This is a genomic window from Streptomyces sp. 12E (genome assembly GCF_055633275.1).
This window is the reverse complement of the sequence record NZ_JBVNCJ010000001.1, coordinates 1,476,698-1,503,200: the sequence shown is the minus strand read 5'-3', so window position 1 is coordinate 1,503,200 and position 26,503 is coordinate 1,476,698. Positions and strand designations below refer to the sequence as shown.

General features: G+C 70.7%; 18 protein-coding genes and 1 pseudogene. 10 read left to right on the top strand and 9 right to left on the bottom strand.

Annotation, left to right across the window (positions count from 1 at the left end):
* Nucleotides 1-49 precede the first annotated feature (49 nt).
* The gene (gene mshC, locus ACZ8ZB_RS07035; protein WP_470736834.1) at nt 50-1,279 is read left to right on the top strand and encodes a cysteine--1-D-myo-inosityl 2-amino-2-deoxy-alpha-D-glucopyranoside ligase; all 1,230 of its coding nucleotides are present in this window, start codon (nt 50-52) and stop codon (nt 1,277-1,279) included.
* A gap of 50 nt (nt 1,280-1,329) precedes the next feature.
* Here the strand turns inward: mshC and ACZ8ZB_RS07030 are convergent, their stop codons facing one another.
* From ACZ8ZB_RS07030 to ACZ8ZB_RS07005, 6 genes are all read right to left on the bottom strand, one after another.
* Nucleotides 1,330-2,340: a PAC2 family protein gene (locus tag ACZ8ZB_RS07030; RefSeq protein WP_470736833.1), complete on the bottom strand. Its 1,011-nt coding sequence runs from the start codon at nt 2,338-2,340 to the stop codon at nt 1,330-1,332.
* A 128-nt stretch (nt 2,341-2,468) separates the two neighbouring features.
* Nucleotides 2,469-3,140: a FadR/GntR family transcriptional regulator gene (locus ACZ8ZB_RS07025; protein WP_470736832.1), complete on the bottom strand. Its 672-nt coding sequence runs from the start codon at nt 3,138-3,140 to the stop codon at nt 2,469-2,471.
* Between the two features lie 135 nt (nt 3,141-3,275).
* Entirely contained in the window at nt 3,276-4,892 is a 1,617-nt protein-coding gene (locus ACZ8ZB_RS07020; RefSeq protein WP_470736831.1) for a glycerol-3-phosphate dehydrogenase/oxidase, read from the bottom strand.
* Between the two features lie 8 nt (nt 4,893-4,900).
* Nucleotides 4,901-6,439: a glycerol kinase GlpK gene (glpK, locus tag ACZ8ZB_RS07015; protein WP_470736830.1), complete on the bottom strand. Its 1,539-nt coding sequence runs from the start codon at nt 6,437-6,439 to the stop codon at nt 4,901-4,903.
* A 65-nt stretch (nt 6,440-6,504) separates the two neighbouring features.
* Complete coding sequence (locus ACZ8ZB_RS07010) at nt 6,505-7,299, bottom strand: MIP/aquaporin family protein (RefSeq protein ID WP_470736829.1); 795 nt, start codon at nt 7,297-7,299, stop codon at nt 6,505-6,507.
* A 333-nt stretch (nt 7,300-7,632) separates the two neighbouring features.
* Complete coding sequence (locus tag ACZ8ZB_RS07005; RefSeq protein ID WP_470736828.1) at nt 7,633-8,397, bottom strand: IclR family transcriptional regulator; 765 nt, start codon at nt 8,395-8,397, stop codon at nt 7,633-7,635.
* Nucleotides 8,398-8,697: 300 nt separating this feature from the next.
* On the opposite strand from ACZ8ZB_RS07005, the gene metH reads away from it, so the two are divergent.
* From metH to ACZ8ZB_RS06985, 4 genes and pseudogenes are all read left to right on the top strand, one after another.
* Nucleotides 8,698-12,222: a methionine synthase gene (gene metH, locus ACZ8ZB_RS07000; protein ID WP_470736827.1), complete on the top strand. Its 3,525-nt coding sequence runs from the start codon at nt 8,698-8,700 to the stop codon at nt 12,220-12,222.
* A 116-nt stretch (nt 12,223-12,338) separates the two neighbouring features.
* A complete protein-coding gene (locus ACZ8ZB_RS06995) occupies nt 12,339-13,040 on the top strand; it encodes an HAD family hydrolase (RefSeq protein ID WP_470736826.1) in 702 nt (233 codons plus the stop codon).
* Between the two features lie 445 nt (nt 13,041-13,485).
* On the top strand, nt 13,486-15,093 hold the full coding sequence (locus ACZ8ZB_RS06990; protein ID WP_470736825.1) for an ABC transporter substrate-binding protein: 1,608 nt from the start codon (nt 13,486-13,488) through the stop codon (nt 15,091-15,093).
* A 63-nt stretch (nt 15,094-15,156) separates the two neighbouring features.
* Nucleotides 15,157-16,739, top strand: a pseudogene (locus tag ACZ8ZB_RS06985) (ABC transporter substrate-binding protein).
* 70 nt (nt 16,740-16,809) lie between these two features.
* Here the strand turns inward: ACZ8ZB_RS06985 and ACZ8ZB_RS06980 are convergent.
* Together ACZ8ZB_RS06980 and ACZ8ZB_RS06975 are read right to left on the bottom strand one after the other, a co-directional pair.
* Nucleotides 16,810-17,481: a response regulator transcription factor gene (locus ACZ8ZB_RS06980; protein ID WP_345586784.1), complete on the bottom strand. Its 672-nt coding sequence runs from the start codon at nt 17,479-17,481 to the stop codon at nt 16,810-16,812.
* A gap of 14 nt (nt 17,482-17,495) precedes the next feature.
* The gene (locus ACZ8ZB_RS06975; RefSeq protein WP_470736824.1) at nt 17,496-18,422 is read right to left on the bottom strand and encodes a RecB family exonuclease; all 927 of its coding nucleotides are present in this window, start codon (nt 18,420-18,422) and stop codon (nt 17,496-17,498) included.
* 285 nt (nt 18,423-18,707) lie between these two features.
* On the opposite strand from ACZ8ZB_RS06975, the gene ACZ8ZB_RS06970 reads away from it, so the two are divergent.
* The 3 genes from ACZ8ZB_RS06970 to ACZ8ZB_RS06960 all read left to right on the top strand — a co-directional run bounded on the left by ACZ8ZB_RS06970 (nt 18,708) and on the right by ACZ8ZB_RS06960 (nt 22,314).
* Complete coding sequence (locus ACZ8ZB_RS06970; protein ID WP_470736823.1) at nt 18,708-20,141, top strand: site-2 protease family protein; 1,434 nt, start codon at nt 18,708-18,710, stop codon at nt 20,139-20,141.
* 60 nt (nt 20,142-20,201) lie between these two features.
* Nucleotides 20,202-21,104 carry a tRNA (adenine-N1)-methyltransferase gene (locus tag ACZ8ZB_RS06965; RefSeq protein ID WP_073933638.1) on the top strand — a complete coding sequence of 301 codons (903 nt, stop codon included), beginning with the start codon at nt 20,202-20,204 and terminating at the stop codon, nt 21,102-21,104.
* A gap of 631 nt (nt 21,105-21,735) precedes the next feature.
* Nucleotides 21,736-22,314, top strand: a complete 579-nt coding sequence (locus ACZ8ZB_RS06960) for a hypothetical protein (RefSeq protein WP_470736822.1) — start codon at nt 21,736-21,738, stop codon at nt 22,312-22,314.
* A gap of 79 nt (nt 22,315-22,393) precedes the next feature.
* Here the strand turns inward: ACZ8ZB_RS06960 and ACZ8ZB_RS06955 are convergent, their stop codons facing one another.
* Nucleotides 22,394-22,699, bottom strand: coding sequence for a ferredoxin (locus ACZ8ZB_RS06955; protein WP_470736821.1), 306 nt, complete (start codon nt 22,697-22,699; stop codon nt 22,394-22,396).
* Nucleotides 22,700-22,944: 245 nt separating this feature from the next.
* Here ACZ8ZB_RS06955 and arc point away from each other — a divergent pair, with 245 nt between their 5' ends.
* Both arc and dop read left to right on the top strand, forming a co-directional pair.
* Nucleotides 22,945-24,711, top strand: a complete 1,767-nt coding sequence (arc, locus tag ACZ8ZB_RS06950; RefSeq protein ID WP_381231291.1) for a proteasome ATPase — start codon at nt 22,945-22,947, stop codon at nt 24,709-24,711.
* Between the two features lie 231 nt (nt 24,712-24,942).
* A complete protein-coding gene (dop, locus tag ACZ8ZB_RS06945; RefSeq protein WP_470736820.1) occupies nt 24,943-26,454 on the top strand; it encodes a depupylase/deamidase Dop in 1,512 nt (503 codons plus the stop codon).
* Nucleotides 26,455-26,503 lie beyond the last annotated feature (49 nt).

Below are 26,503 nucleotides of genomic sequence, written 5' to 3'. Positions count from 1 at the left end.
GGCCTGCTCCCGTTCGTTTTCCGAACCGCGGTCCGGTTAGGCTCATGGCATGCATGCCTGGCCCGCTTCCGAGGTCCCCGTCCTGCCCGGCAAGGGCCGCGACCTGAGGATCCACGACACCGCGACCGGGGGCCTGGTCACCTCCGACCCCGGTCCCGTCGCCCGCATCTACGTCTGCGGCATCACCCCCTACGACGCCACCCACATCGGACACGCGGCGACCTACAACGCGTTCGACCTCGTGCAGCGGGTGTGGCTCGACACCAAGCGGCAGGTTCACTACGTCCAGAACGTCACCGACGTCGACGACCCGCTGCTGGAGCGGGCCGAGCGGGACGGCGTCGACTGGACCGCGCTCGCCGAGCGCGAGACCGCGCTGTTCCGCGAGGACATGACGGCCCTGCGGATGCTGCCCCCACGGCAGTACGTGGGCGCCGTGGAGGCGATACCCGGCATCGTCCCGCTCGTCGAACGGCTGCGCGAGCTCGGCGCGACCTACGAGATCGACGGCGACATCTACTTCTCCGTCGAGTCCGACCCGCACTTCGGCCGGGTCTCGAACCTCGACGCCGCGGCCATGCGGCTGCTGTCCGCCGAACGCGGCGGCGACCCGGACCGGCCGGGCAAGAAGAACCCCGTCGATCCGATGCTCTGGATGGCCGCACGCGAGGGCGAGCCGAGCTGGGACGGCGGCTCGCTCGGTCGGGGCCGCCCCGGCTGGCACATCGAGTGCGTGGCCATCGCCCTCGACCACCTCGGCATGGGCTTCGACGTCCAGGGCGGCGGGTCCGACCTGGTCTTCCCGCACCACGAGATGGGCGCCTCGCACGCCCAGGCGCTCACCGGCGAGTTCCCCATGGCCAAGGCGTACGTCCACGCCGGCATGGTCGCCCTGCACGGCGAGAAGATGTCCAAGTCCAAGGGCAACCTGGTCTTCGTGTCCCGGTTGCGGCGCGACGGGGTGGACCCGGCGGCGATCCGGCTGGCGCTGCTCGCCCACCACTACCGCGCCGACTGGGAGTGGACCGACCAGGTCCTCCAGGACGCCGTGACCCGCCTCGGCCACTGGCGTGCCGCGGTCTCCCGCCCCGACGGCCCGCCCGCCGAGGCACTGGTCGAGGAGATCCGCGAGGCCCTGGCCAACGACCTCGACGCCCCGGCCGCGCTGGCCGCCGTCGACCGCTGGACCGTCCTCCAGGAGGAGAGCGGCGGCACGGACACCGGCGCGCCCGGTGTCGTCTCCCGCGCGGTGGACGCGCTGCTCGGCGTGGCGCTGTAACCGGACACGACGACGAAGGGGCGCCCCGTGGCGGACGGGGCGCCCCTTCGTCAGTCCTCCGACGACTCGTCGCCGCCGGAGCCCGGCTCCGGGCCCGGATCGGAGCCCGTCTCCGGCTTCGGCGGCTTCGGCGGGCGGGTGCGCCCGCCCGGGCCCTCCCGCCGGTACGACGTCCCGTCCGAGCCGTCGGCCGTGGCGTGTCCGCCGGGCGGGCCCGACGCCCCGTCACGGCGCCGCAGATAGCGCTCGAACTCGCGGGCGATCGCCTCGCCCGACGCCTCCGGCAGCTCGGCGGTGTCCCGGGCCTCCTCCAGCGTCTGGACGTACTCGGCCACCTCGCTGTCCTCCGCGGCCAGCTGGTCCACGCCCACCTGCCAGGCGCGCGCGTCCTCGGGCAGCTCGCCCAGCGGGATCCGCACGTCGAGCAGGTCCTCCAAGCGGTTGAGGAGGGCCAGCGTGGCCTTCGGGTTGGGCGGCTGCGAGACGTAGTGCGGGACCGCCGCCCACAGCGACACCGCGGGCACACCCGCATGCGTGCACGCCTCCTGGAGGATGCCGACGATGCCCGTGGGGCCCTCGTACTTGGTCTCCTCCAGATCCATGCGGCGGGCCAGGTCCGGGTCGGACGTGGTCCCGCTGACCGGGACCGGCCGGGTGTGCGGGGTGTCACCGAGCAGCGCGCCCAGCACGACCACCAGCTCCACGCCGAGTTCGTGCGCGAACCCGAGGATCTCGTTGCAGAACGAACGCCATCGCATGGACGGCTCGATGCCGCGGACCAGCACCAGGTCGCGCGGCTTCTCGCCGCCGACCCGGACCACCGACAACCGGGTGGTCGGCCAGGTGACCTTGCGGACCCCGCCGTCCATGAACACCGTGGGGCGGTTCACCTGGAAGTCGTAGTAGTCCTCGGCGTCCAGCGCCGCGAACACCTCGCCCTTCCACTCCCGGTCCAGGTGCGCGACCGCGGTGGAGGCGGCGTCACCGGCATCGTTCCAGCCCTCGAACGCGGCCACCATGACCGGGTCGACCAGCTCGGGAACCCCCTCGAGCTCGATCACCCAGCGCCTCCTTCCGACGTGCCCTCGCGTACGCCCCAACCTTACGGCGTGCCCGGGAGAGCGCCCGCAGTCCCCTTCACAAGGGGAGTGCCCCCATCACTGCCCCGCCGCACCCCCGGGAACACCCCTCACAGCGTGGACCGCAACCACTGCTCCACGCTCGCGATGTGCACCGTCGACCAGGACCGTGCCGCCTCCGCGTCCCGGTCCCGCAGGGCGGCGAGGATGGCCCGGTGCTCGCGCAGGGTGCGGCCGACCGCGTCCTTCTGGGTGAGCCCGCGCCAGATCCGGGCCCGGGTGGTGGGACCGGACAGGCCGTCGAGCAGGGAGCACAGCACGGAGTTGCCGGAGCCGCGCACGATGCCCCGGTGGAACTCCAGGTCGGCGGCGACCAGGTCCTCCACCGACGGCTCGTCGCCGAGCCTGTCCAACTGCTCCGCCAGCGCGTCCAGTTGTTTCTCGTCGATCCGGGTGGCCGCGAGGGCCGTCGCGGCCGGCTCCAGGATGCGGCGTACCGCCAGGAACTCCAGGACCGTGTCGTCGCGGTGGAAGTCGACGACGAAGCTCAGCGCCTCCAGCAGGAGTTGAGGGTCGAGACTGGTGACGTAGGTGCCGTCGCCCTGCCGTACGTCCAGGATGCGGATCAGCGACAGGGCGCGCACCGCCTCGCGCAGCGAGTTGCGGGACAGCCCCAGCTCGGCCGCGAGCTCGCTCTCCTTGGGCAGCCGGGCGCCGGGACGCAGCGCGCCCGAGACGATCATTCCCTTGATCTTCTCGATCGCCTCGTCGGTCACTGCCATACCGCGCCTCCCTGCGGACCAGACATCCGATGTATCCAGCCCATTATGTACGGGTCAGGGGGCGACTCCGTCGGCGCGGAGTCGCCCCCTGACCCGTATCCCGGCTCCCGTGCGCGGGAGCCGGGGGAGTACCGGTCACTTCTTGTCGAGCAGCTCCTGGACGTTCGCGCGGACCTCGTCCGTGGCCAGGCCCCGGATCGTCAGGGTGGTGCGGCGGCGCAGCACGTCGTCCGCGGTCTCGGCCCACTCGTGGTCACGGGCCCAGACGACCTGTGCCCAGATCTCCGGGGCGTCCGGGTGGACGCGCCGGGCGAGGGCCGGGTCGTCGTTGGCCAGTCGGGCGATGTCGAAGGCCAGCGAACCGTAGTGGGTGGCCAGGTGCCGGGCGGTGTCCGCCGCCATGCGCGGGCCGGGCGCCGGGCTGTCGACCAGCAGCCGGTGGGCCACCGCGCGGGGGTTGGCCACGCCCGGCAGCGGCAGCTTCTTCGGCAGCGAGGCGACCGGCTCGAAGTCGTCGCCCAGCGGGTGACCGGGCAGTTCCTGGAGCTTGCGCATCACCGTACGGCCGATGTGGCGGAAGGTGGTCCACTTGCCGCCCGCGACGGACAGCATCCCGCCCCGGCCCTCGGTGACGACCGTCTCCCGCTTGGCCTTGGCCGTGTCCCCGGGACCGCCGGGCAGCACCCGCAGGCCCGCGAAGGCGTAGGTGATCAGGTCCCGGTCGAGCTGCTGGTCGCGGATGGAGAACGCGGCCTCGTCGAGTATCTGCGCGGTGTCCTTCTCGGTGACCGCGACGTCCGCCGGGTCGCCCTCGAACTCCTCGTCGGTGGTGCCGAGCAGCAGCATGTCCTCCCAGGGGAGGGCGAAGGTGATCCGGTACTTGTCGATCGGCGTGGCCAGCGCGGCCTTCCACGGGGAGGTCCGCTTCAGGACCAGGTGCGCGCCCTTCGACAGCCGGATGGACGGCGCGGCGCCCGGGTCCTCCATGCGGCGCAGGTGGTCGACCCACGGGCCGGTCGCGTTCAGCACCAGGCGGGCGTCGACGCCGAACTCTTCGCCCGAGATGCGGTCGCGCAGCTCGGCGCCGGTGACCCGGCCCCGGGTGAAGCGCAGACCCGTCACCTCGGCGTGGTTGAGGACGACCGCGCCGGACTCGGCCGCCGCGCGGACCGTCATCAGCGCCATGCGCGCGTCGTTCATCTGGTCGTCGCCGTACACGGCCACGGCCTTGAGGTTGTCGGTGCGCAGCTCCGGCACGTCCTGCGCGGCCTTGGCCGGCGAGAGCAGGTGCCCGACGCCGTCGCCGAAGGCGGACAGCGCCGAGTACGCGAAGACACCGGCGCCGAGCTTCGCCGCGCCGTGCGGCCCGCCCTTGTACACGGGGAGGTAGAACGTGAGCGGGTTCGCCAGGTGGGGGGCCACCTGACGGGAGACCGCACGGCGCTCGAAGTGGTTCTCCGCCACCAGCTTCACCGCACCGGTCTGCAGGTAGCGCAGACCGCCGTGGAGCAGCTTGGAGGAGGCGGAGGAGGTGGCGCCGGCGAAGTCACCGGCGTCCACCAGAGCCACCCTGAGGCCGGACTGCGCGGCGTGCCAGGCGGTGGAGATGCCCAGGATGCCGCCGCCGATCACGAGAAGGTCGTACGACGCCTTGGAGAGCTGCTCCCGGGTCTCGGCGCGGCTCGGGTTCGAGCCGGACGCCGGGTGCGTCCCCAGGGCAGGCACGGACTGCAGGGCGGACTGGCTGGTCATGGCGGTTCCTACTCCTCGTTCTCGAGCCAGCCCATGGTCCGCTCGACGGCCTTGAGCCAGCTCTTGTACTCACGGTCGCGGGTCTCCGCGTCCATGCGGGGGGTCCACTCGGCGGCCCGCCGCCAGTTGGCGCGCAGGTCGTCGGTGCTGTTCCAGAAGCCGACGGCGAGGCCGGCGGCGTAGGCGGCGCCGAGGCAGGTGGTCTCGGCGACCATCGGACGCACCACGGGGGCGTCCAGGAAGTCCGAGAGCGTCTGCATCAGCAGGTTGTTGGAGGTCATGCCGCCGTCGACCTTGAGGGCGGCCAGCTCCACGCCGGAGTCCTTCGTCATGGCGTCCGCGATCTCCCGCGTCTGCCAGGCGGTGGCCTCCAGCACGGCGCGCGCGAGGTGCGCCTTGGTGACGTACCGGGTGAGACCGGCGATCACACCGCGGGCGTCGGAGCGCCAGTACGGGGCGAACAGGCCGGAGAAGGCCGGCACGAAGTAGGCGCCGCCGTTGTCCTCGACGGAGAGCGCGAGGGTCTCGATCTCGGCGGCGGTTGAGATCAGGCCCATCTGGTCGCGCATCCACTGCACCAGCGAGCCGGTGACGGCGATCGAGCCCTCCAGGGCGTAGACCGGCTTCTGGTCGCCGATCCGGTAGCCGACCGTGGTCAGCAGGCCGCTGTAGGAGTTGATGATCTTGTCGCCGGTGTTCATCACCATGAAGGTGCCGGTGCCGTACGTCGACTTGGTCTCGCCCTCGGCGAAGCAGGTCTGGCCGAACAGGGCCGCCTGCTGGTCGCCCAGCGCGGAGGCGACCGGGATGCCGCCGAGCAGCTCGCCCAGCCTGCCGCCCTTGATCTCGCCGTAGACCTCGGCGGAGGAGCGGATCTCGGGCAGCATCGCGGTGGGGACGCCGATGGACTCGGCGATCCTCTCGTCCCACTGCATGGTGTGCAGGTTCATCAGCATCGTGCGGGACGCGTTGGTGACGTCGGTGACGTGGCGGCCGCCGTCCGTGCCGCCGGTCAGGTTCCAGATGACCCAGGTGTCCATGGTGCCGAAGAGGATGTCGCCCGCCTCGGCGCGCTCCTTGAGGCCGTCGACGTTGTCGAGCAGCCAGCGGGCCTTGGGGCCGGCGAAGTAGGAGGCCAGGGGAAGGCCGGTCTCACGGCGGAAGCGGTCCTGGCCGACGTTGCGGCCGAGCTCGCGGCAGAGGGCGTCGGTGCGGGTGTCCTGCCAGACGATGGCGTTGTGGACCGGCTCACCGGTGTTCCTGTCCCACAGCACGGTGGTCTCGCGCTGGTTGGTGATGCCGATGGCCTTGATGTCGTCGCGGGTGATGCCGGCCTTCTCGATCGCTCCGGCGACGACCTCCTGGACGTTGGTCCAGATCTCGGTGGCGTCGTGCTCGACCCAGCCCGGCTTGGGGAAGATCTGCTCGTGCTCCTTCTGGTCGACGGAGACGATGCGCCCGTCGCGGTCGAAGACGATGCAGCGGGAGGAGGTGGTGCCCTGGTCGATGGCGGCGATGAACGGGCCGGCGGTGTGGGCGTCGGTCACTGTGTGCTCCTGGGAGTTCCTTGGTTACGGGGCAGTACGTACAGCGCTGTCACAAGATGCGGGGCCTACGCGAAGGCGACGTTGTAGAGGCCGGCCGCGAGGGCGCCGCCGATCAGCGGACCGACCACCGGGACCCAGGCGTAGGACCAGTCGGAGCCGCCCTTGTTGGGCAGCGGCAGCAGGGCGTGCACGATGCGCGGACCGAGGTCGCGGGCCGGGTTGATGGCGTACCCGGTCGGGCCGCCCAGCGACAGGCCGATCGAGACGACGACGAGCGCCGTGATCAGACCGCCCAGCACGCCCAGGCCGTTGCCCGCGTCGTTCAGGCCCTGGGTGAGGATGGCGAGCAGCAGCACGAAGGTGCCGACGATCTCCGTGGCGAGGTTCTGCACCGTGTGCCGGATCTCCGGGCCGGTGGAGAAGACGCCGAGCACCGGGCCCGCGCCCTTCTCCTGCGCCTCGACCGCCTTGGCGGTGGTGGCCTGCGCGCCCGGACCGCCGACGATCTCCCCGTCGGTGAGGTGGGCCAGGAACTGGCCGTAGTAGGCCACCCAGACCAGGGTCGCACCGATCATCGCGCCGAGGAACTCTCCGGCGAAGTAGACGGGGACGTTGCCCCAGCCGCCGTCCTTGATGGCGAGCGCCACGGTGACGGCCGGGTTGAGGTGGGCGCCGGAGAGCGGTCCGGCGATGTACACCGCCGTCATGACGGCGAAGCCCCACCCGAAGGCGATGGCGAGCCAGCCGGCGTTGCGGGCCTTGGAGGCCTTCAGCGTCACGGCGGCACAGACGCCGCCGCCGAGCAGGATGAGTATGGCGGTACCGATGGTCTCGCCGATGAAGATGTCGGAGCTGGACACCCGCGACTCCTTTGTCCTTCGTCCAGGGAAGCCGACCCCCGGGTCCCACCGGGGATTGGCGCCCTCAGGGGTGAGAGCGATGCCGGCCCTTGGCGTTGTCACACTCTAACTCGTATTGCCGGTAGGTGTTCGACAATGCCGACCGATGGACGGGAGTCTTTCCCGACGTCTCGCGGGCGTCAAGAGTTTGGTTGTCGAAAACGCGATCGTTATGGAGCGTCCCGAGTTGTCGATCTTCGCGGCGGTTGCGTCGGCTCGCGCCCGGTATGCCCGCCCGGGGGACGACGGGGGACCGGGGCGCCGTGCGGCGTCCCGGTCGCCTCCGCGTCCCGCTCAGAACCGCCCGGCGCCCAGGTCCCGCGACACCGCGCGGGCGCAGTCCCGCACCGCCGCGATCAGTTCGGGCCGCAGCTCGCCGTTCCGGCGCAGCCGCTCCACCGCCCCCGTGATGCCCACCGCGCCCACCGGCATGCGCCGCCGGTCGTGGATGGGGGCGGCGACGGCGGCGACGCCCTCCCAGGTCTCCTCCACGTCCGCCGCGTAGCCGCGCGCGCGGGTGAGGTCGAGGATGTGCTCGAAGCCGTCCGGGTCGCACACCGTGCGGTCGGTGAAGGCCTTGCGGTCGGACTCCAGGGCCTCGCTGTGGGCCACCGGGTCGTAGGCCGACAGCACCTTGCCCAGGGCCGTGGAGTGCAGCGGCTGCATGGCCCCTATCTCCAGCACCTGCCGGCTGTCGTCCGGCCGGAAGACGTGGTGCACGATCAGCACGCCCTGCTGGTGCAGCACGCCGAGGTAGACGCTCTCGCCGCTGGAGCGGGCCAGGTCGTCCGTCCACACCAGGGCGCGCGCCCGCAGTTCGTGCACGTCGAGGTAGGTGGTGCCCAGGCGCAGCAGCTCGGCGCCCAGCTGGTAGCGCCCGGAGGCGTCGTCCTGCTCGACGAACCCCTCCTGCTGGAGCGTGCGCAGGATGCCGTGGGCGGTGCCCTTGGCGAGGCCCAGCGACGAGGCGATGTCCGAGAGGCCGAGCCGTCGCTCGCCGCCCGCGAGCAGCCGCAGCATCGCCGCCGCCCGTTCGAGCGACTGGATGTTCCGTGCCATCGCCGTACTGCCTCCGTCCCCTTCGGCCGTCCACCCGCGACGCGCCGCTGCCGCTGTTCGGCAATGCCGAACACTACCGGTCGATGCCGACCTCTCGCCAATGGTCGGTCGTGATCGGTTCCGCCACTCGTGCTCCGTGCGTCGGATCTCGGCCATCATCGTCCGCCTCGTGGACGCCCTGAACATCGGAGAACGGTCCCGGATACCCTGGCGAGGTGCGCCCAGCCGGGGACGCTCCGTGAGGGGATTCCCGGGCAGCCGCAAAGCCGACAGCCGTCGCACCCAGAGGGAGCCCCTTTCATGGCCTCGTTGCCGCAGACCCCTTCCGCCGACAGCCGGACCCGTGTGTCCGCCCTCCGCGAGGCGCTCGCCACCCGGGTGGTGGTCGCCGACGGAGCCATGGGCACCATGCTCCAGGCCCAGGACCCCACGCTCGAGGACTTCCAGAACCTCGAGGGCTGCAACGAGATCCTGAACCTGACGCGTCCGGACATCGTCCGTTCGGTCCACTCCGAGTACTTCGACGCCGGAGTCGACTGCGTGGAGACGAACACCTTCGGCGCCAACCTCACCGCCCTCGGCGAGTACGACATCCCGGAGCGCGTCGCCGAGCTGTCCGAGGCGGGCGCCCGCATCGCCCGCGAGGCCGCCGACGAGCACGCCGCGCGGGACGGCCGCACCCGCTGGGTGCTCGGCTCGATGGGCCCCGGCACCAAGCTGCCCACCCTCGGCCACACCACCTTCACCGCCATCCGGGACGCCTACCAGCAGAACGCCGAGGGCCTGCTCGCGGGCGGTGCGGACGCGCTGCTGGTGGAGACGACCCAGGACCTGCTGCAGACCAAGGCCTCCGTGATCGCCGCCCGCCGCGCGATGGAGACCGCCGGGTTCGAGGTCCCGCTGATCGTCTCGGTCACGGTCGAGACCACCGGCACCATGCTGCTCGGTTCCGAGATCGGCGCCGCGCTCACCGCGCTGGAACCGCTGGGCATCGACATGATCGGCCTGAACTGCGCCACCGGCCCGGCCGAGATGAGCGAGCACCTGCGCCACCTGGCCCGCCACTCCCGCGTCCGGCTGTCCTGCATGCCCAACGCCGGCCTGCCGGAGCTCACCAAGGACGGCGCCCGTTACCCGCTCTCCCCCGGAGAGCTGGCGGACGCCCAGGAGAACTTCGTACGCGACTACGGCCTGTCCCTGGTGGGCGGCTGCTGCGGCACCACGCCCGAGCACCTCCGGCAGCTCGTGGAGCGCGTGCGCGACCTCGCCCCGGCCGAGCGCGACCCGCGCCCGGAGCCCGGCGCGGCCTCCCTCTACCAGAGCGTCCCCTTCCGCCAGGACACCTCCTACCTGGCGATCGGCGAGCGGACGAACGCCAACGGATCGAAGAAGTTCCGCGAGGCGATGCTCGAGGGCCGCTGGGACGACTGCGTGGAGATGGCCCGCGAGCAGATCCGCGAAGGCGCGCACATGCTGGACCTGTGCGTGGACTACGTGGGCCGCGACGGCGTCGCCGACATGGAGGAACTGGCCGGACGCTTCGCCACCGCGTCCACCCTGCCCGTCGTCCTCGACTCCACCGAGGTCGACGTCATCCGGGCCGGGCTGGAGAAGCTCGGCGGCCGTGCGGTGATCAATTCGGTGAACTACGAGGACGGCGACGGGCCCGAGTCGCGGTTCGCCAAGGTCACGCGGCTGGCGCAGGAGCACGGCGCCGCGCTGATCGCGCTCACCATCGACGAGGAGGGCCAGGCCCGCACCGCCGAGAAGAAGGTGGAGATCGCCGAGCGGCTGATCGACGACCTGACCGGCAACTGGGGCATCCGCGAGGAGGACATCCTCGTCGACTGTCTGACCTTCACCATCTGCACCGGCCAGGAGGAGTCCCGCAAGGACGGCCTGGCCACCATCGAGGGCATCCGCGAGCTGAAGAAGCGCCACCCCAAGGTGCAGACCACCCTCGGCCTGTCGAACATCTCCTTCGGCCTCAACCCGGCCGCCCGCATCCTGCTGAACTCGGTCTTCCTCGACGAGTGCGTCAAGGCCGGACTGGACTCGGCGATCGTCCACGCGTCGAAGATCCTGCCCATCGCCCGCTTCAGCGAGGAAGAGGTCCAAACGGCCCTGGACCTGATCCACGACCGTCGCGCCGAGGGCTACGACCCGCTCCAGAGGCTCATGCAGCTCTTCGAGGGCGCCACCGCCAAGTCCCTCAAGGCGGGCAAGGCCGAGGAACTCGCCGCGCTGCCCCTGGAGGAGCGCCTCAAGCGCCGCATCATCGACGGCGAGCGAGGCGGCCTGGAGGCCGACCTGGACGAGGCCCTCAAGACCCGCAAGGCCCTCGACATCGTCAACGACACCCTCCTGGACGGCATGAAGGTGGTCGGTGAGCTGTTCGGCTCCGGCCAGATGCAGCTGCCGTTCGTGCTCCAGTCCGCCGAGGTGATGAAGAACGCCGTCGCGTACCTCGAGCCGCACATGGAGAAAGTCGCAGACGGTGAAGACGCTGTGGGCAAGGGCACCATCGTGCTGGCCACCGTGCGCGGCGACGTGCACGACATCGGCAAGAACCTGGTCGACATCATCCTGTCGAACAACGGCTACAACGTCGTCAACCTGGGCATCAAGCAGCCGGTCTCCGCGATCCTGGACGCCGCCGACGAACACAAGGCCGACGTCATCGGCATGTCCGGGCTGCTGGTGAAGTCGACGGTGATCATGAAGGAGAACCTGGAGGAACTCAACCAGCGCGGCCTGGCCGCCGACTACCCCGTCATCCTCGGCGGTGCCGCCCTCACCCGCGCCTACGTCGAGCAGGACCTCCACGAGATCTACCAGGGCGAGGTCCGCTACGCCCGCGACGCCTTCGAGGGCCTGCGCCTGATGGACGCCCTCATCGGCATCAAGCGCGGAGTGCCCGGCGCGCGGCTGCCGGAACTGAGGCAGCGCCGGGTCCGCGCGGCCACCGTGGAGATCGAGGAGCGGCCCGAGGAGGGGCACGTCCGCTCCGACGTCGCCACCGACAACCCGGTTCCCGCCCCGCCCTTCTGGGGCACGCGCGTGATCAAGGGCATCCAGCTCAAGGAGTACGCGAGCTGGCTCGACGAGGGCGCCCTCTTCAAGGGCCAGTGGGGCCTGAAGCAGGCCCGCACCGGCGACGGGCCGACCTACGAGGAGCTGGCCGAGACCGAGGGGCGGCCCAGGCTGCGCGGACTGCTCGACCGGCTCCAGACGGAGAACCTGCTGGAGGCGGCCGTGGTCTACGGCTACTTCCCGTGCGTCTCCAAGGACGACGACCTGATCATCCTGGACGAGCAGGGCAACGAGCGCACCCGCTTCACCTTCCCGCGCCAGCGCCGCGGCCGCCGGCTGTGCCTGGCCGACTTCTTCCGCCCGGAGGAGTCCGGCGAGACCGACGTGGTCGGCCTCCAGGTGGTCACCGTCGGATCGAGGATCGGCGAGGAGACCGCCCGGATGTTCGAGGCCAACGCCTACCGCGACTACCTGGAGCTGCACGGGCTCTCCGTGCAGCTGGCGGAGGCCCTCGCCGAGTACTGGCACGCGCGCGTGCGTTCCGAGCTCGGCTTCGCGGGCGAGGACCCGGCCGCGATGGAGGACATGTTCGCCCTGAAGTACCGGGGCGCCCGCTTCTCCCTCGGCTACGGCGCCTGCCCCGACCTGGAGGACCGCGCCAAGATCGCCGCCCTGCTCGAACCCGAGCGGATCGGCGTGCAGCTCTCCGAGGAGTTCCAGCTGCACCCCGAGCAGTCCACGGACGCCATCGTCATCCACCACCCGGAGGCCAAGTACTTCAACGCCCGCTGAGGCTCCACCGGTCACACCGGGCGTTCGCGTCCCGCACGACGTACACTTGTCGGTCCACCCCAGGCCGGTTCCCCCGTGGGAACCGGCCTGGTCGTCCCTGCGAAGGAGGTACGTGGATGACCAGTACGGTCCCCGCGCTCGGAACCCGGACGGCCGAGGGTTCGGCCCTGCAGGCCGTGTTCCTCGACATGGACGGCACCCTGGTGGACACCGAGGGTTTCTGGTGGGACGTCGAGAAGGAGGTCTTCGCCTCCCTCGGCCACACCCTCGACGAGTCCTGGCGCCATGTCGTGGTCGGCGGCCCCATGACCCGCAGCGCGGGGTTCCTCATCGAGGCCACCGGCGCCGACATCGGCCTCCCCGAGCTGACGGTGCTGCTCAACGACGGCTTCGAGGACCGTATCGACCACGCCCTGCCGCTGATGCCGGGCGCCGCGCGACTGCTCGCCGAGCTGTCCGAGCACGAGATCCCCACCGCGCTCGTCTCCGCTTCCCACCGGCGCATCATCGACCGGGTGCTGGACAGGCTGGGCCACCGGCACTTCGCGCTGTCGATCGCCGGTGACGAGGTACCGCGCACCAAGCCGCACCCCGACCCGTACCTCGCGGCCGCCGCCGGCCTCGGCGTGGACCCCGTGCGGTGCGCCGTCGTCGAGGACACCGTGACCGGTGTCGCCGCCGCCGAGGCGGCGGGCTGCCAGGTCGTCGCGGTGCCCTCGGTGGGCCCGATCGCCCCGGCCGCCCGGCGGACGGTCGTCCCCTCCCTGGAAGCCGTGGACCTGACATTCCTGCGCGGTGTGATGACGGAAATGCGCTAGGCGTTCACCCAGTGCAGCGGCGTTACCGCCGGAATTCCCGCCGCCCGGCTCCGGAGGTGCCGGGCGCATGCGTCCGGGCTAATTCGGCCCGCTTGCCGGTGGCCGAATTCCGGTTCCGTCCAGCCCGTTTTCACATGTGAGCTTCGCCACATGAAGGGGGGTCGACAACGATGTCCGCCTCTGCCTTCCGCACCATTCCGTAGGTCATCGGCGCGCCCTTGTGTCCCGATTCATGAGAAGGTGCACCAATCCTTCCCCGGGTGCCTTTACCGGTGCGTTCACACCTGGTTCCACTCCGTGATGTGCCCTCAACTCCGGCGGCCGTGAACCCTCCTGCGGGCGCGGACTAATGTCATCGCGAGAACCTCGCCCCCATCCCTGTGATCCGCTGCAACAACCCCGCATGCCGGATACACGGAGTCGACAGTCCTGGAGAAACTCGAGCATGAACCGCAAGACTTTGGTGCTGGCGGCCGCGATGGGCCTGCTCGCGCCGGTGCTCGCCGCCTGCGGCGACACCGAGGGCGGGAGCGGAGACGGCGAAGCGATCGTCGTGGGCACCACGGACCGGTTCACCGCATCCAAGGAGGACGGCCCCGCGCCCCTCGATCCGGCCTGGGCCTATGACGTCGGTACCTGGAACATCCTGCGGCAGACCGTGCAGACCCTGATGGTCCAGCCCCGGGGCGACGGCGAGCCGGTGCCCGAGGCCGCCGAGTCGTGCGGATTCACCGACGCCGGCAACGAGCGCTACAGCTGCACCCTGCGGGACGGGCTGAAGTTCTCCAACGGCGACGCGATCACCGCGGAGGACGTGAAGTTCTCCATCGAGCGCGCCATCTCCCTCGAGGGCGACAGTGGTGTGTTCGCGCTGCTGTCCACCGTCGACACCGTCGAGACGCAGGGCGACCGCGAGGTGATCTTCCACCTCAAGAGCGCCGACGCCACCTTCCCGTACAAGCTGTCCACCCCGGTCGCGGGCATCGTCAACCCGGACGACTACGACAAGGGCAAGCTGCGCGAGGGCTTCGAGATCGACGGCTCCGGTCCGTACACCTTCGAGGGCAAGGTCGAGGGCGACACGCTGGTCAGCGCCACCTTCACCAAGAACCCCTCCTACAAGGGCGCGCTGGAGGTGAACAACGACAAGGTCGAGATGCTCTCCTACGACAGTGCCGACGCCATGGGCGAGGCGCTGGAGAAGGGCGAGATCGACATGGCGACCCGCACCATGTCGCCCGAGCAGATCCAGGAGCTCAGCAACAACACCGACGACGAGATCGAGGTGGTCGAGTCGCCCGGTCTGGAGATCCGCTACCTGGCGTTCAACACCGAGGCCCCCACCGTGAAGGACAAGGCCGTCCGCAAGGCGATGGCCCAGGTCATCAACCGCGGCGAGCTGGTCGGCAACGTCTACGGCTCGCAGGCCGAGCCGCTGTTCTCGCTGGTCCCCGCGGGCGTCACCGGTCACACCAACGCGTTCTTCAACCTGTACGGCGACCCGAGCGTGGCCGAGGCCCGCAAGCTGCTGGAGGATGCCGGCGTCAGCACCCCGGTGAAGCTGACGCTGCACTACACGCACGACCACTACGGCCCCGCCGCCAAGACGGAGTTCGAGCAGCTGAGCAAGCAGCTCAACGACAGCGGTCTGTTCGAGACCGACATCAAGAGCGAGACCTGGAGCAAGTTCAAGACCGCCGCCCAGAACGAGAAGTACGACGTCTACGGCATGGGCTGGTTCCCCGACTACCCGGACGCCGACGCCTTCACCGCCCCCTTCCTCGACGAGGACAACTTCCTCAGCTCGCCCTACGCCAACTCCAAGATCATCAAGGAGCTGATCCCCGAGTCGCGCCGCCAGGCCGACCGGCTGTCCGCCTCCGACAGCCTCGCGGAGATCCAGAACATCGTCGCCGACGAGGTCCCGGTGCTCCCGCTGTGGCAGGGCAAGCAGTACGTCGCCGCCCGCGACGGCGTCACCGGCACCGCCTACGCGCTCAACTCCTCCTCGTCCCTCCAGCTGTGGGAGCTCGCGCGCGGCGTCACCGAGTGACGGAACCGCACGAACCCGGACCGGTGACACGGTCCGGGCAGCAAGAACGACAAGACACAGCACGTGAATCCGCGTGACCCGTGGCCAGTCCTGCCCATCGTGGCGGGGCTGGCCTCCGGCCTGTTGACCGGCTGTGGCACCGAGAGCGGTGACACCGGGGCCGAGGGCTCCGACATCGTGGTGGGAATGTCCGACGACGTCCTGTCCACCGACCCCGCCTCCGGCTACGACCCCGCCTCCTGGCTGTTGTTCAACAACGTCTTCCAGTCGCTGCTCAGCTTTCCCGGGGGAGCCACCGAGCCGCAGCCGGACGCCGCCGAGAGCTGCGGCTTCACGGACGCCGGAACCACCGTCTACCGCTGCACGCTGCGGGACGGACTGAAGTTCGGCAACGGGCCCCGCTCACCTCGAAGGACGTGAAGTTCTCCTTCGACCGCATGACGAGGATCAACGACCCCGACGGGCCCGCGGTCATGTTCCCCACGCTGGGAGAGGTCCGCACCCCCGACGAGAAGACGGTCGTCTTCGGGCTCAACACACCCGACGCCACCTTCCCCGGCAAGATCGCGTCCGGCGCCGGTTCCATCGTCGACCACCGCGAGTACGACGCCGACGGACTGCGCGGGGACGGCAAGGCGGTCGGCTCCGGTCCGTACCGGCTGGACTCGTTCGCCAACGACCGCGCCGTCTTCTCCGTCAACGAGCACTACGGGGGCGCCGCCGGGACCAAGAACTCCGGTGTGACCCTGGAGTTCTTCCACGGCGACCAGAACGCCCTGAAGAAGGCCGTGCAGGACGCCGAGGTCGACGTCGCCTACCGCGGCCTCACCGCCGAGGCCATCAACGACATCGAGCGGGCCGACGACGGAACCGGCGGCACCGAGGTCGTCGAGGGCGGCAGCGCCGAGGTCCAGCACCTGGTTTTCCACATGGACGGCCCGGTTGCCGGAAGGCTCGGCGTGCGCCGGGCCATCGCCCACCTGATCGACCGTGACGCCCTCGTCCGGGACGTCCACCAGGGCACGGCCAGCCCGCTGTACTCGATCGTCCCGGTCGGCATCGCCGGCCACAACACCGCCTTCTTCGACACCTACGGCGCCCGCCCCTCCAGGGCAGAGGCCGCCGCGGCGCTGGAGGAGGAGGGCATCACCGGCAAGGTGAAGCTGACCCTGTGGTCCACCCCGTCCCGCTACGGCCCGGCCACCGGCCAGGAGCTGAAGGCGATCGCCGGACAGCTCAACGCCAGCGGACTCTTCGACGCCGACGTCGAGTCCGTCCCCTTCGCCCAGTACGAGAAGGACATCGCGGCCGGCAAGTACGGCGTCCACGTCAAGGGCTGGGTGCCCGACTACCCGGACCCCGACAACTTCACCGGGCCCTTCTTCGGCGAGGGCAACGTGCTGGACAACAACTACGACGCCGGCCCGATCACCGAGTCGCTCCTCCCGCGCACGGCCGCCCGGAGCGACCGCTCCGCCACCGACGAGGACTTCGGCCGGATCCAGGACATCGTCGCCGAGGACGTCCCCGTCCTCCCGGTCCGGCAGGCCAAGCAGTACGCGGTCGTCCACGACGGCGTGTACGGCCTGGAGCACTGCCTCGACGCCTCGACCGTGTTCCGGTTCTGGGAACTGAGCAAGAGCTGACGCCCCGTCGGCACGACGGGGGCGCCCCCCCTGTCGAGGAGGGCGCCCCCGTCGTACCGCGACTGCCGCACTACTGCGCGCCGGGGCGCACCAGCCCGCTCTCGTAGGCGTACACCGCCGCCTGCACCCGGTCGCGCAGCCCCAGCTTGGTCAGGACATGGCCGACGTGCGTCTTGACGGTGGTCTCGCTGACGAACAGATCGGCGGCGATCTCCGCGTTGGACAGCCCGCGCGCCACCAGCTTCAGCACCTCGACCTCACGCTCGGTCAGCGTGTGCAGCGTGTCCGGCACCGGCTCGTCACCGGACGGCAGATGCGTGGCGTACTTGTCCAGCAGCCGGCGCGTGATGCTCGGCGCGAGCATCGCCTCCCCGGCGGCCACCACACGGATCGCCTGCACCAGCTCGCCTGCCGGGGCGTCCTTCAGCAGGAAGCCGCTGGCCCCCGCCCTCAGGGCCTCCACCACGTACTCGTCGAGATCGAACGTCGTCAGCACCAGCACCTTCGCCGGCCCGTCCCGCTCGGGCCCGGTGATCTGCCGGGTCGCCTCCACCCCGTCCATCCGCGGCATGCGGATGTCCATCAGCACCACATCGGGCTGCAGCGCCCGCACCTGGTCCAGGGCCTGGAGGCCGTCCCCGGCCTCGCCGACGACCGCGATGTCCTGCTCGGCCTCCAGGATCATCCGGAACCCGGTACGCAGCAACGGCTGGTCGTCGACCAGTAGGACGCGGATGGCCACGTAAGTCTCCTTCGCTAGTCCGGCCCCATTCTGCCCTGTTGGGCCCCGTCGGACTCGGGCGCCCTCACCGGGAGGGGGTAGGGCGGGGGGGTGCCGCCGAACTCCGGGCAGTGCGCCTGGTGGTCGCACCAGCCGCACAGCTTCGTGGGCCGCGGACGCCAGACACCCGTCTCGGTCGCCAGCCGGATCGCGTCCCACAGCGCGAGCAGCTTGCGCTCCACCCGCTCCAGATCCGCGAGCACGGGGTCGTAGGTCAGCACGTCACCGCTGCCGAGGTACACCAGCTGGAGCCGGCGCGGGATCACCTTCTTCAGCCGCCACACCACCAGGGCGTAGAACTTCATCTGGAACAGCGCGCCCTCGGCGTACTCCGGCCGTGGCGCCTTGCCCGTCTTGTAGTCGACGATCCGCACCTCGCCGGTGGGCGCGACGTCCACCCGGTCGATGATGCCGCGCAGTCTCAGCCCGGAGTCCAGCTCCGCCTCGACGAACAGCTCCCGCTCGGCGGGCTCCAGCCGGCTCGGATCCTCCAGCGAGAACCACCGCTCGACCAGTCTCTCCGCCTCCGCCAGCCAGCGAGCCAGCCGCTCGCCCTCCGGATCGTCGGCGAACAGCTCCACGACCTCCGGCCGCGTCTCGCGCAGCAGCTCCCACTGACCCGGGACCAGCGACTTCGCCCGGGGCGCGGTGCGATCGGCGGCCGGGACGTCGAAGAGGCGCTCCAGCACCGCGTGCACCAGCGTGCCCCTGGTCGCCGCCTCGCTCGGCTTCTCGGGCAACCGGTCGATGACCCGGAACCGGTACAGCAGGGGGCACTGCATGAAGTCGCTCGCACGCGAGGGGGACAGCGACGCAGGCGGTACGGCGGCCGTGTCCGCTCGTACGTCCACGGTGCCCGGGCCGCCGCCGGCCCGCTCCTCGCCCTCGGTGATGGTCTCCATGCCACAGACCTTACGGCCCGCCACCGACAGAGCGTGCGCCGCCGGCGGAACGGGGGGCCCGGGAGGGCGCCGTCGTCCACGGCGGCCGGCGCGTCCACACCCCGCACCCCTCCGGGGGCGGACCCCCGACCGGTCGTGGGCGCCGCGCGTGACGGCGGAGAGGGAAGGGGAAGGAGAGGAGGAGACAGGGTGCCGGGGCCGAACACGCGGCGCGGGACGCATACCATCGACACGAGACCCTCCCGCCCGGCAGGCGCGGGAGACGCAGCGAACGAGGGGACACCGGTGGACGCAAGCGGCGGGCGCGGACAGCCGCGACCCGGCAACGACCAGTCGCCCGACCACACGGGCCCCCAGCCCCCGACCACCCCCGCGCCCGCCCACCCCACCGACGGCCCCGCGGCCGAGCCCGCCGCCGACAGCACCCGCAGCGGCTCCCGGACACCGGACGCCGGGCCCGGCGAGCCCTCCGCCCCCGCGGGCGGGCCGGACACCGGCCACGGCACGGGACGGCCGCCGGCCCGCTCCGGCGCCGGCCGGACGTCGCCGCCGCAGCGGCCGCAGGAGAAGCAGCGGGGCGGACTGCTGATGGGGCGCCCGTTCGGAGTGCCCGTGTACGTGGCGCCCAGCTGGTTCCTCGTCGCCATCCTCATCACCTGGGTGTTCGGCGGACAGATCGACCGGGTGCTGCCCGAGCTCGGCGCCGCCAGCTACCTCGTCTCCCTGTTCTTCGCGGTCGCCTTCTACGCCTCCGTACTCGTCCACGAGCTCGCCCACACCCTCGCCGCCCTCCGCTTCAAACTCCCGGTGCGCCGCATCCAGCTCCAGTTCTTCGGCGGCGTCTCCGAGATCGAGAAGGAGGCCGAGACGCCCGGCCGCGAATTCGTGCTGGCCTTCGTCGGCCCCCTGCTCTCCCTCGTCCTGTCCGGCCTCTTCTACCTCGCGCTGCTGGCCGTCGACCCCAGCAGTGTCCCCGGCGTCCTGCTGGCCGGCCTGATGATCTCCAACCTCATCGTGGCCGTCTTCAACCTCCTGCCCGGCCTCCCCCTGGACGGCGGCCGCATGCTCCGCGCCGTCGTCTGGGCGATCAGCGGCAAACCCATGACCGGCACCGTCGCCGCCGCCTGGGTCGGCCGCGCCCTCGCCGTGGCCGTGCTGATCGGCCTCCCGCTGCTCACCCAGTCCGGCGCCCTCGGCTCCGACGCCGTGGACAACGTGGGCATGGACACCGTCCTGGACGCCCTGCTCGCCGCCATCCTCGCCGCGATCATCTGGACCGGCGCCGGCAACAGCCTGCGCATGGCCCGGCTGCGCGAACACCTCCCCGAGCTGCGCGCCCGCAACCTCACCCGCCGCGCGGTGCCCGTCGAGACCGACACGCCCCTCTCCGAGGCCCTGCGCCGCGCCAACGCCGCCGGCGCCCGCGCCCTGGTCGTCGTCGACCCCGACGGCGCCCCCCTCTCCCTGGTCCGCGAGGCCGCCATCGTCGGCGTACCCGAACACCGCCGCCCCTGGGTACCGGTCGGCACCCTCGCCCAGGACCTCACCGACGGCATGCACGTCTCCGCCGAGCTCGCCGGGGAAGACCTCCTGGACGCGCTGCGCGCCACCCCGGCCACCGAGTACCTCGTGGTCGAGGACACCGGCGAGATCTACGGCGTCCTGTCCGCGGCCGACGTCGAGCGCGCCTTCGTGAAGGCGATGGCGCGGCCCAGCTGAACCCACCCGCCCGCACCGGCGGTGGTCGGCGCCCCCTCCCGGGACGGGTAGGCTGTTCACATGTCCGAACCGACCGGTGCCGCCCGCAGGCGCGGGCCCTTCAAGGTCGGGGACCAGGTTCAGCTGACCGACCCCAAGGGCCGCCACTACACGTTCACGCTCGAGGCCGGGAAGAACTTCCACACCCACAAGGGTTCCTTCCCCCACGACGAGCTGATCGGCGCTCCCGAGGGCAGCGTTGTCCGCACCACCGGGAACGTCGCCTACCTCGCGCTGCGCCCCCTGCTCCCCGACTACGTCCTGTCCATGCCCCGCGGGGCAGCCGTCGTCTACCCGAAGGACGCGGGGCAGATCCTCGCCTTCGCCGACATCTTCCCCGGCGCGCGCGTCGTCGAGGCCGGCGTCGGCTCCGGCTCGCTCAGCAGTTTCCTGCTGCGCGCCATCGGCGACCAGGGCATGCTGCACTCCTACGAGCGCCGCGAGGACTTCGCCGACATCGCCCGGCAGAACGTCGAGCGGTACTTCGGCGGCCCGCACCCCGCCTGGCAGCTCACCGTCGGCGACCTCCAGGACAACCTCTCCGACACCGACGTCGACCGTGTCATCCTCGACATGCTCGCCCCCTGGGAGTGCCTGGAGGCCGTCTCCAAGGCACTCGTCCCCGGCGGCATCCTGTGCTGTTACGTCGCCACCACCACCCAGCTCGCCCGGACGGTCGAGTCCATCCGCGAGATCGGCTGCTTCAACGAGCCGACCTCCTGGGAGACGATGATCCGCAACTGGCACATCGAGGGCCTGGCCGTCCGCCCCGACCACCGGATGATCGGCCACACCGGCTTCCTGCTCACCGCCCGCCGCCTCGCCGACGGCGTCGAGCCGCCCATGCGCCGCCGCCGCCCCGCCAAGGGCGCCTACGGCGAGGACTACGCAGGCCCCAACGCCGACGGAGGCGCCGCCCGCTGAGGCGGCCCGCCACCCCACAACGGACAGGCGTCGTGGCGTAGTTCCCGGCAACCGCCGGGAACTACGCCACGACGCCTCCACGTTGACGCGACGACCCGGCCGACGGCACGGAGCGCGGAACCGTTTCCGCGGACTGGGCCGCAGTGGGAGTGAGTCCGCTCGGCCGCACGCCCCGAACGGCTGTGGGCGCTCCCCGCTGCCTTGAGGGCCTGGGAGGCACCCCCAGGGCCCCGGCGTACTCGACCCGGGGCGGGGGGCACGCATCCTGTCCGTGGCCCGGTCCCGGGAGGCGGCTGAGGGACACCGCCCTGCGCGACCCGGCCAGATGGGTACGGCCAGAGGCGACGGAGAGGCCCCGGGCCGTCACTCCGGTGGATCGAGGGTCCGCACCCGGCGTCCCGGATCGCACGACCACCGTAGCCCGCACGGCCCAAAACGCCGCAAGCCCGGCAGCCGGCCACCGCATGATCAAGTCGAACCGTCCCTGTGCACACCTCTCGGTGAGCAGCCCGCAACCCCTCCGGATTCCCCCGCACCGGAACCGCACGCCCCCCGCCGTTCCCCCGTCCTGTGACGTGTGGCACGATGCTGGCCACCCCCACCGGCACAGCCCTCACAGGAGACCCTCCTCGTGCAGCCTTCCGCCGTCCCGGAACTCGCCCACACGCGCACCCGGCCCATTCACTGGGTCGCCACCGCCACGGCTCTCGCCGGTGTCGTGGCCCTCTCCCCGGTCCTGGGCCCCGACGCCGCCACCGCGGCGCCGCCCCCCGGGCCGCACACGAAGAGCGCCCCGGCGCGCGTCGCCCCGCCCGATCCCGCGGCCGCCGAGTTCCCCCTCCGCTGCGGCCGGGTGAAGGCCGTGGTGAAGAAGAAGGCGTCCGGCGACCTCGACGGCGACGGACACCCGGAGACGGTGGCCGTGGTCCACTGCGACGCCCCGATGGGCACCCCGCCCGACGGCGTGTACGTCCTCACCCGGACCGCCGACAGCGCCGAACCACGTGTGGTGGCCACCCTCGTGGACCCCGGGGACCGCACCAACGTCGACGACTTCGCCGTGCGTGACGGCGAGGTCACCGCCGTACTCCTCGGCTACTCCTCCGCCGACGTGCCCAGTTGCTGCCCCGATGTGCGCGAGAGCGTGAAGTGGCGGTGGGAGAACGGCGCGTTCGTGCGGTCCGCCCCGTCCGGCGCCAGGAGCGTGTGACCCGCGCGTGGGCGTACGGCGGAGCCGGCACACCTCCGGGTGAGGAATCAGGCGGACGTGACGCGCCGTGTCGCACCGATCACCCGGCGTCCGGCCCGTACACCTCGACACCGTCCGAAACCCGACGGACGTGGATGCACTCGCCCGGACACTCCTTCGCCGAGTCGACCACGTCCGTGAGCAGCGGCAGCGGCACGGGCGTGGTCGCCCCCGCGTCCTGCAGCAACTCGTCCTGCGGACTCTTCACATAGGCCAGACCGTCGATGTCCAGCTCGAACACCTCGGGCGCGTACTGGGCGCAGATGCCGTCGCCGGTACACAGGTCCTGGTCGATCCAGACCTCCAGGGCCTCGCCACCGACTCCGGCCTCCTGCTGCACGCTCATGTCTCCTGCCGTTTCCTGCGTCGAACCGAACGGGAATCCGGCCAGCTCTGACGGGTGTTGAACACTTCGACCCTACCTTCGCCTGGGTTCCAATCATCTTCGGTGGGTATTCCCCTGGCGTGAGGGAGAGCGCAAGGGTGAAGATCGGACACACCCCGACTGTCTTTGTGATCTAGGGGTTTCAATCGACACCCGCCCAGGTAGGGTCTGGAAGCGTCCAGCTCCCCTTGGAGGAGGTGAGGACCGTGGCAGCCCACGACGACGACATGAACCGCGGCATCCGCCCAGGACGCGGGTCCGACGACCCGGCCGGGCAGATTGCCTATCTCGAGCAGGAGATCGCCGTCCTGCGACGCAAGCTCGCCGACTCTCCGCGACACACGAGGATTCTCGAAGAGCGGATCGTCGAGCTGCAGACCAATCTGGCCGGCGTGTCCGCCCAGAACGAACGACTCGCCGGCACGCTCCGCGAGGCCCGAGACCAGATCGTGGCCCTCAAGGAGGAGGTCGACCGGCTCGCACAGCCCCCGGCCGGCTTCGGCGTCTTCCTCACGGCGAACGAGGACGGCACGGCCGACATCTTCACCGGCGGCCGCAAGCTGCGGGTGAACGTCAGTCCGAGCGTCGAGCTCGACGAGCTCCGGCGCGGCCAGGAAGTGATGCTCAACGAAGCGCTCAACGTGGTCGAGGCCATGGAGTTCGAGCGCGTCGGCGACATCGTCACCCTCAAGGAGATCCTCGAGGACGGCGAGCGGGCCCTGGTGCTCGGGCACACCGACGAGGAACGGGTGGTGCGGCTCGCCGAGCCGCTGCTGGACGTCACCATCCGCCCCGGCGACGCCCTGCTCATGGAGCCCCGCTCCGGATACGTCTACGAGGTCGTCCCCAAGAGCGAGGTCGAGGAACTCGTCCTCGAGGAAGTCCCCGACATCGGCTACGAGCAGATCGGCGGCCTCGGCGGCCAGATCGAGGCCATCCGCGACGCGGTCGAGCTGCCCTATCTCTACCCGGACCTGTTCAAGGAGCACGAACTGCGTCCGCCCAAGGGCGTGCTGCTCTACGGGCCCCCCGGATGCGGCAAGACGCTCATCGCCAAGGCCGTCGCCAACTCGCTGGCCAAGAAGGTCGCCGAGGTCACCGGCCAGGCCGCAGGCAAGAGCTTCTTCCTCAACATCAAGGGCCCCGAGCTGCTGAACAAGTACGTCGGCGAGACCGAGCGGCAGATCCGCCTGGTCTTCCAGCGGGCCCGGGAGAAGGCCAGCGAGGGCACCCCCGTCATCGTCTTCTTCGACGAGATGGAATCCCTCTTCCGCACCCGCGGCTCCGGCGTCAGCTCGGACGTGGAGAACACCATCGTCCCGCAGCTGCTCGCCGAGATCGACGGCGTGGAAGGCCTGCAGAACGTGGTCGTGATCGGCGCCTCCAACCGCGAGGACATGATCGACCCCGCCATCCTGCGGCCCGGCCGGCTGGACGTGAAGATCAAGATCGAGCGTCCGGACGCCGAGGCGGCCCAGGACATCTTCGGCAAGTACCTCACCGAACGCCTTCCGCTGCACGGTGACGACCTCGCCGAGCACGGCGGCGACAAGGCCATGACGGTCCAGAGCATGATCCAGACCGCCGTGGAACAGATGTACGCCGAATCCGAGGAGAACCGCTTCCTGGAAGTCACCTACGCCAACGGCGACAAGGAAGTCCTCTACTTCAAGGACTTCAATTCCGGCGCCATGATCGAGAACATCGTGGGCCGCGCCAAGAAGATGGCGATCAAGGACTTCCTCGAGAAGAACCAGAAGGGACTCCGCGTCTCCCACCTGCTCCAGGCCTGCGTGGACGAGTTCAAGGAGAACGAGGACCTGCCCAACACCACCAACCCGGACGACTGGGCCCGCATCTCCGGGAAGAAGGGCGAGCGGATCGTCTACATCCGCACCCTCATCACCGGAAAGCAGGGCGCGGACACCGGACGCTCCATCGACACGGTGGCGAACACCGGTCAGTACCTGTAAAAGCCAGGGCGGCTGCGGGTGCCCTCGACGGGTACCCGCAGCCGACCGCTTTTCGGGCCACGGCTGGAGCACAGCAATGACGCAAATGATCTCCCCACCAGCACAAAGGCGTTCTAGGCTCTTCCGTACCGCCGAATCGCGCAGTGCGGGGACGGGCACCGCACACGCACCGGAGCGCCGGCGGTACAGCAGCGCCCCCGACCGGGGACGCCGCCGGGCAAGGAGGGCCGCATGACCGTACGGCGAGTAATGGGCATCGAGACGGAGTACGGCATCTCCGTCCCCGGCCACCCCAACGCCAATGCCATGCTCACCTCGTCCCAGATCGTGAACGCCTACGCGGCGGCGATGCACCGGGCCCGCCGGGCCCGCTGGGACTTCGAGGAGGAGAACCCGCTGCGGGACGCGCGGGGCTTCGACCTCGCCCGCGAGGCCGCCGACGCCACCCAGCTCACCGACGAGGACATCGGCCTGGCCAACGTCATCCTCACCAACGGCGCACGGCTCTACGTGGACCACGCCCATCCGGAGTACAGCGCCCCCGAGGTCACCAACCCGCGCGACGCCGTCCTCTGGGACAAGGCCGGTGAGCGGATCATGGCCGAGGCGGCGGAACGCGCCGGCCAGCTCCCCGGCGCCCAGCCGATCCACCTGTACAAGAACAACACCGACAACAAGGGCGCCTCCTACGGCACGCACGAGAACTACCTGATGAAGCGGGAGACCCCCTTCTCGGACATCGTGCGCCACCTCACCCCGTTCTTCGTCTCCCGTCAGGTCTTCACCGGCGCCGGCCGTGTCGGCATCGGCCAGGACGGCCACGAGCACGGCTTCCAGCTCAGTCAGCGGGCGGACTACTTCGAGGTCGAGGTGGGGCTGGAGACGACCCTGAAGCGCCCGATCATCAACACCCGGGACGAGCCGCACGCCGACGCGGAGAAGTACCGCCGGCTGCACGTGATCATCGGTGACGCGAACCTGTCCGAGATCTCGACGTACCTGAAACTGGGTACGACGGCGCTGGTCCTGTCCATGATCGAGGACGGGTTCATCGCGGTGGACCTGGCGGTGGACCAGCCGGTACGCACCCTGCACCAGATCTCGCACGATCCGGCCCTGAAGCGGCTCGTCACGCTGCGCAGCGGGCGCACGCTGACCGCCGTGCAGCTCCAGATGGAGTACTTCGAGCTGTCCCGCAAGTACGTCGAGGAGCGGTTCGGGGCGGACGCCGACGACCAGACCAGGGACGTCCTCGCCCGCTGGGAGGACACGCTCACACGGCTGGAGAACGACCCGATGAGCCTGGCCGGCGAGCTGGACTGGGTCGCCAAGCGGGAGCTCATGGAGGGTTACCGGCGCAGGGACGGCCTGGACTGGGACGCCGCCCGGCTGCACCTGGTGGACCTGCAGTACGCCGACGTACGCCCTGAGAAGGGCCTCTACAACCGTCTGGTGGCCCGGGGACGGATGAAGCGGCTGCTGGACGAGGGAGAGGTCGAGCGGGCCCGTACGAAGCCTCCGGAGGACACTCGCGCGTACTTCCGCGGGCGGTGTCTGGAGCAGTACGCGGACGACGTGGCGGCGGCCTCCTGGGACTCGGTGATCTTCGATCTGCCGGGCCGGGACTCGCTGCAGCGGGTCCCAACCCTGGAACCGCTTCGCGGAACGCGTAATCACGTCAAGGAGCTCCTGGACCGCTGCCGTACGGCGGAAGACCTGGTCAGGGTGCTGTCGGGAAACTGAGCGGGTACCGGGGCGCCCGGAAGGGCCGGCCGGACAGGGTGGAAAACGC

Excerpts from the sequence above, each read along its gene's own strand:
- mshC (WP_470736834.1), top strand. The coding sequence starts at position 50 with ATGCATGCCTGGCCCGCTTCCGAGGTCCCCGTCCTGCCCGGCAAGGGC.
- ACZ8ZB_RS07025 (WP_470736832.1), bottom strand. The coding sequence starts at position 3,140 with ATGGCAGTGACCGACGAGGCGATCGAGAAGATCAAGGGAATGATCGTC.
- ACZ8ZB_RS07020 (WP_470736831.1), bottom strand. The coding sequence starts at position 4,892 with ATGACCAGCCAGTCCGCCCTGCAGTCCGTGCCTGCCCTGGGGACGCAC.
- ACZ8ZB_RS07005 (WP_470736828.1), bottom strand. The coding sequence starts at position 8,397 with ATGGCACGGAACATCCAGTCGCTCGAACGGGCGGCGGCGATGCTGCGG.
- metH (WP_470736827.1), top strand. The coding sequence starts at position 8,698 with ATGGCCTCGTTGCCGCAGACCCCTTCCGCCGACAGCCGGACCCGTGTG.
- ACZ8ZB_RS06995 (WP_470736826.1), top strand. The coding sequence starts at position 12,339 with ATGACCAGTACGGTCCCCGCGCTCGGAACCCGGACGGCCGAGGGTTCG.
- ACZ8ZB_RS06990 (WP_470736825.1), top strand. The coding sequence starts at position 13,486 with ATGAACCGCAAGACTTTGGTGCTGGCGGCCGCGATGGGCCTGCTCGCG.
- ACZ8ZB_RS06975 (WP_470736824.1), bottom strand. The coding sequence starts at position 18,422 with ATGGAGACCATCACCGAGGGCGAGGAGCGGGCCGGCGGCGGCCCGGGC.
- ACZ8ZB_RS06965 (WP_073933638.1), top strand. The coding sequence starts at position 20,202 with ATGTCCGAACCGACCGGTGCCGCCCGCAGGCGCGGGCCCTTCAAGGTC.
- ACZ8ZB_RS06955 (WP_470736821.1), bottom strand. The coding sequence starts at position 22,699 with ATGAGCGTGCAGCAGGAGGCCGGAGTCGGTGGCGAGGCCCTGGAGGTC.
- dop (WP_470736820.1), top strand. The coding sequence starts at position 24,943 with ATGACCGTACGGCGAGTAATGGGCATCGAGACGGAGTACGGCATCTCC.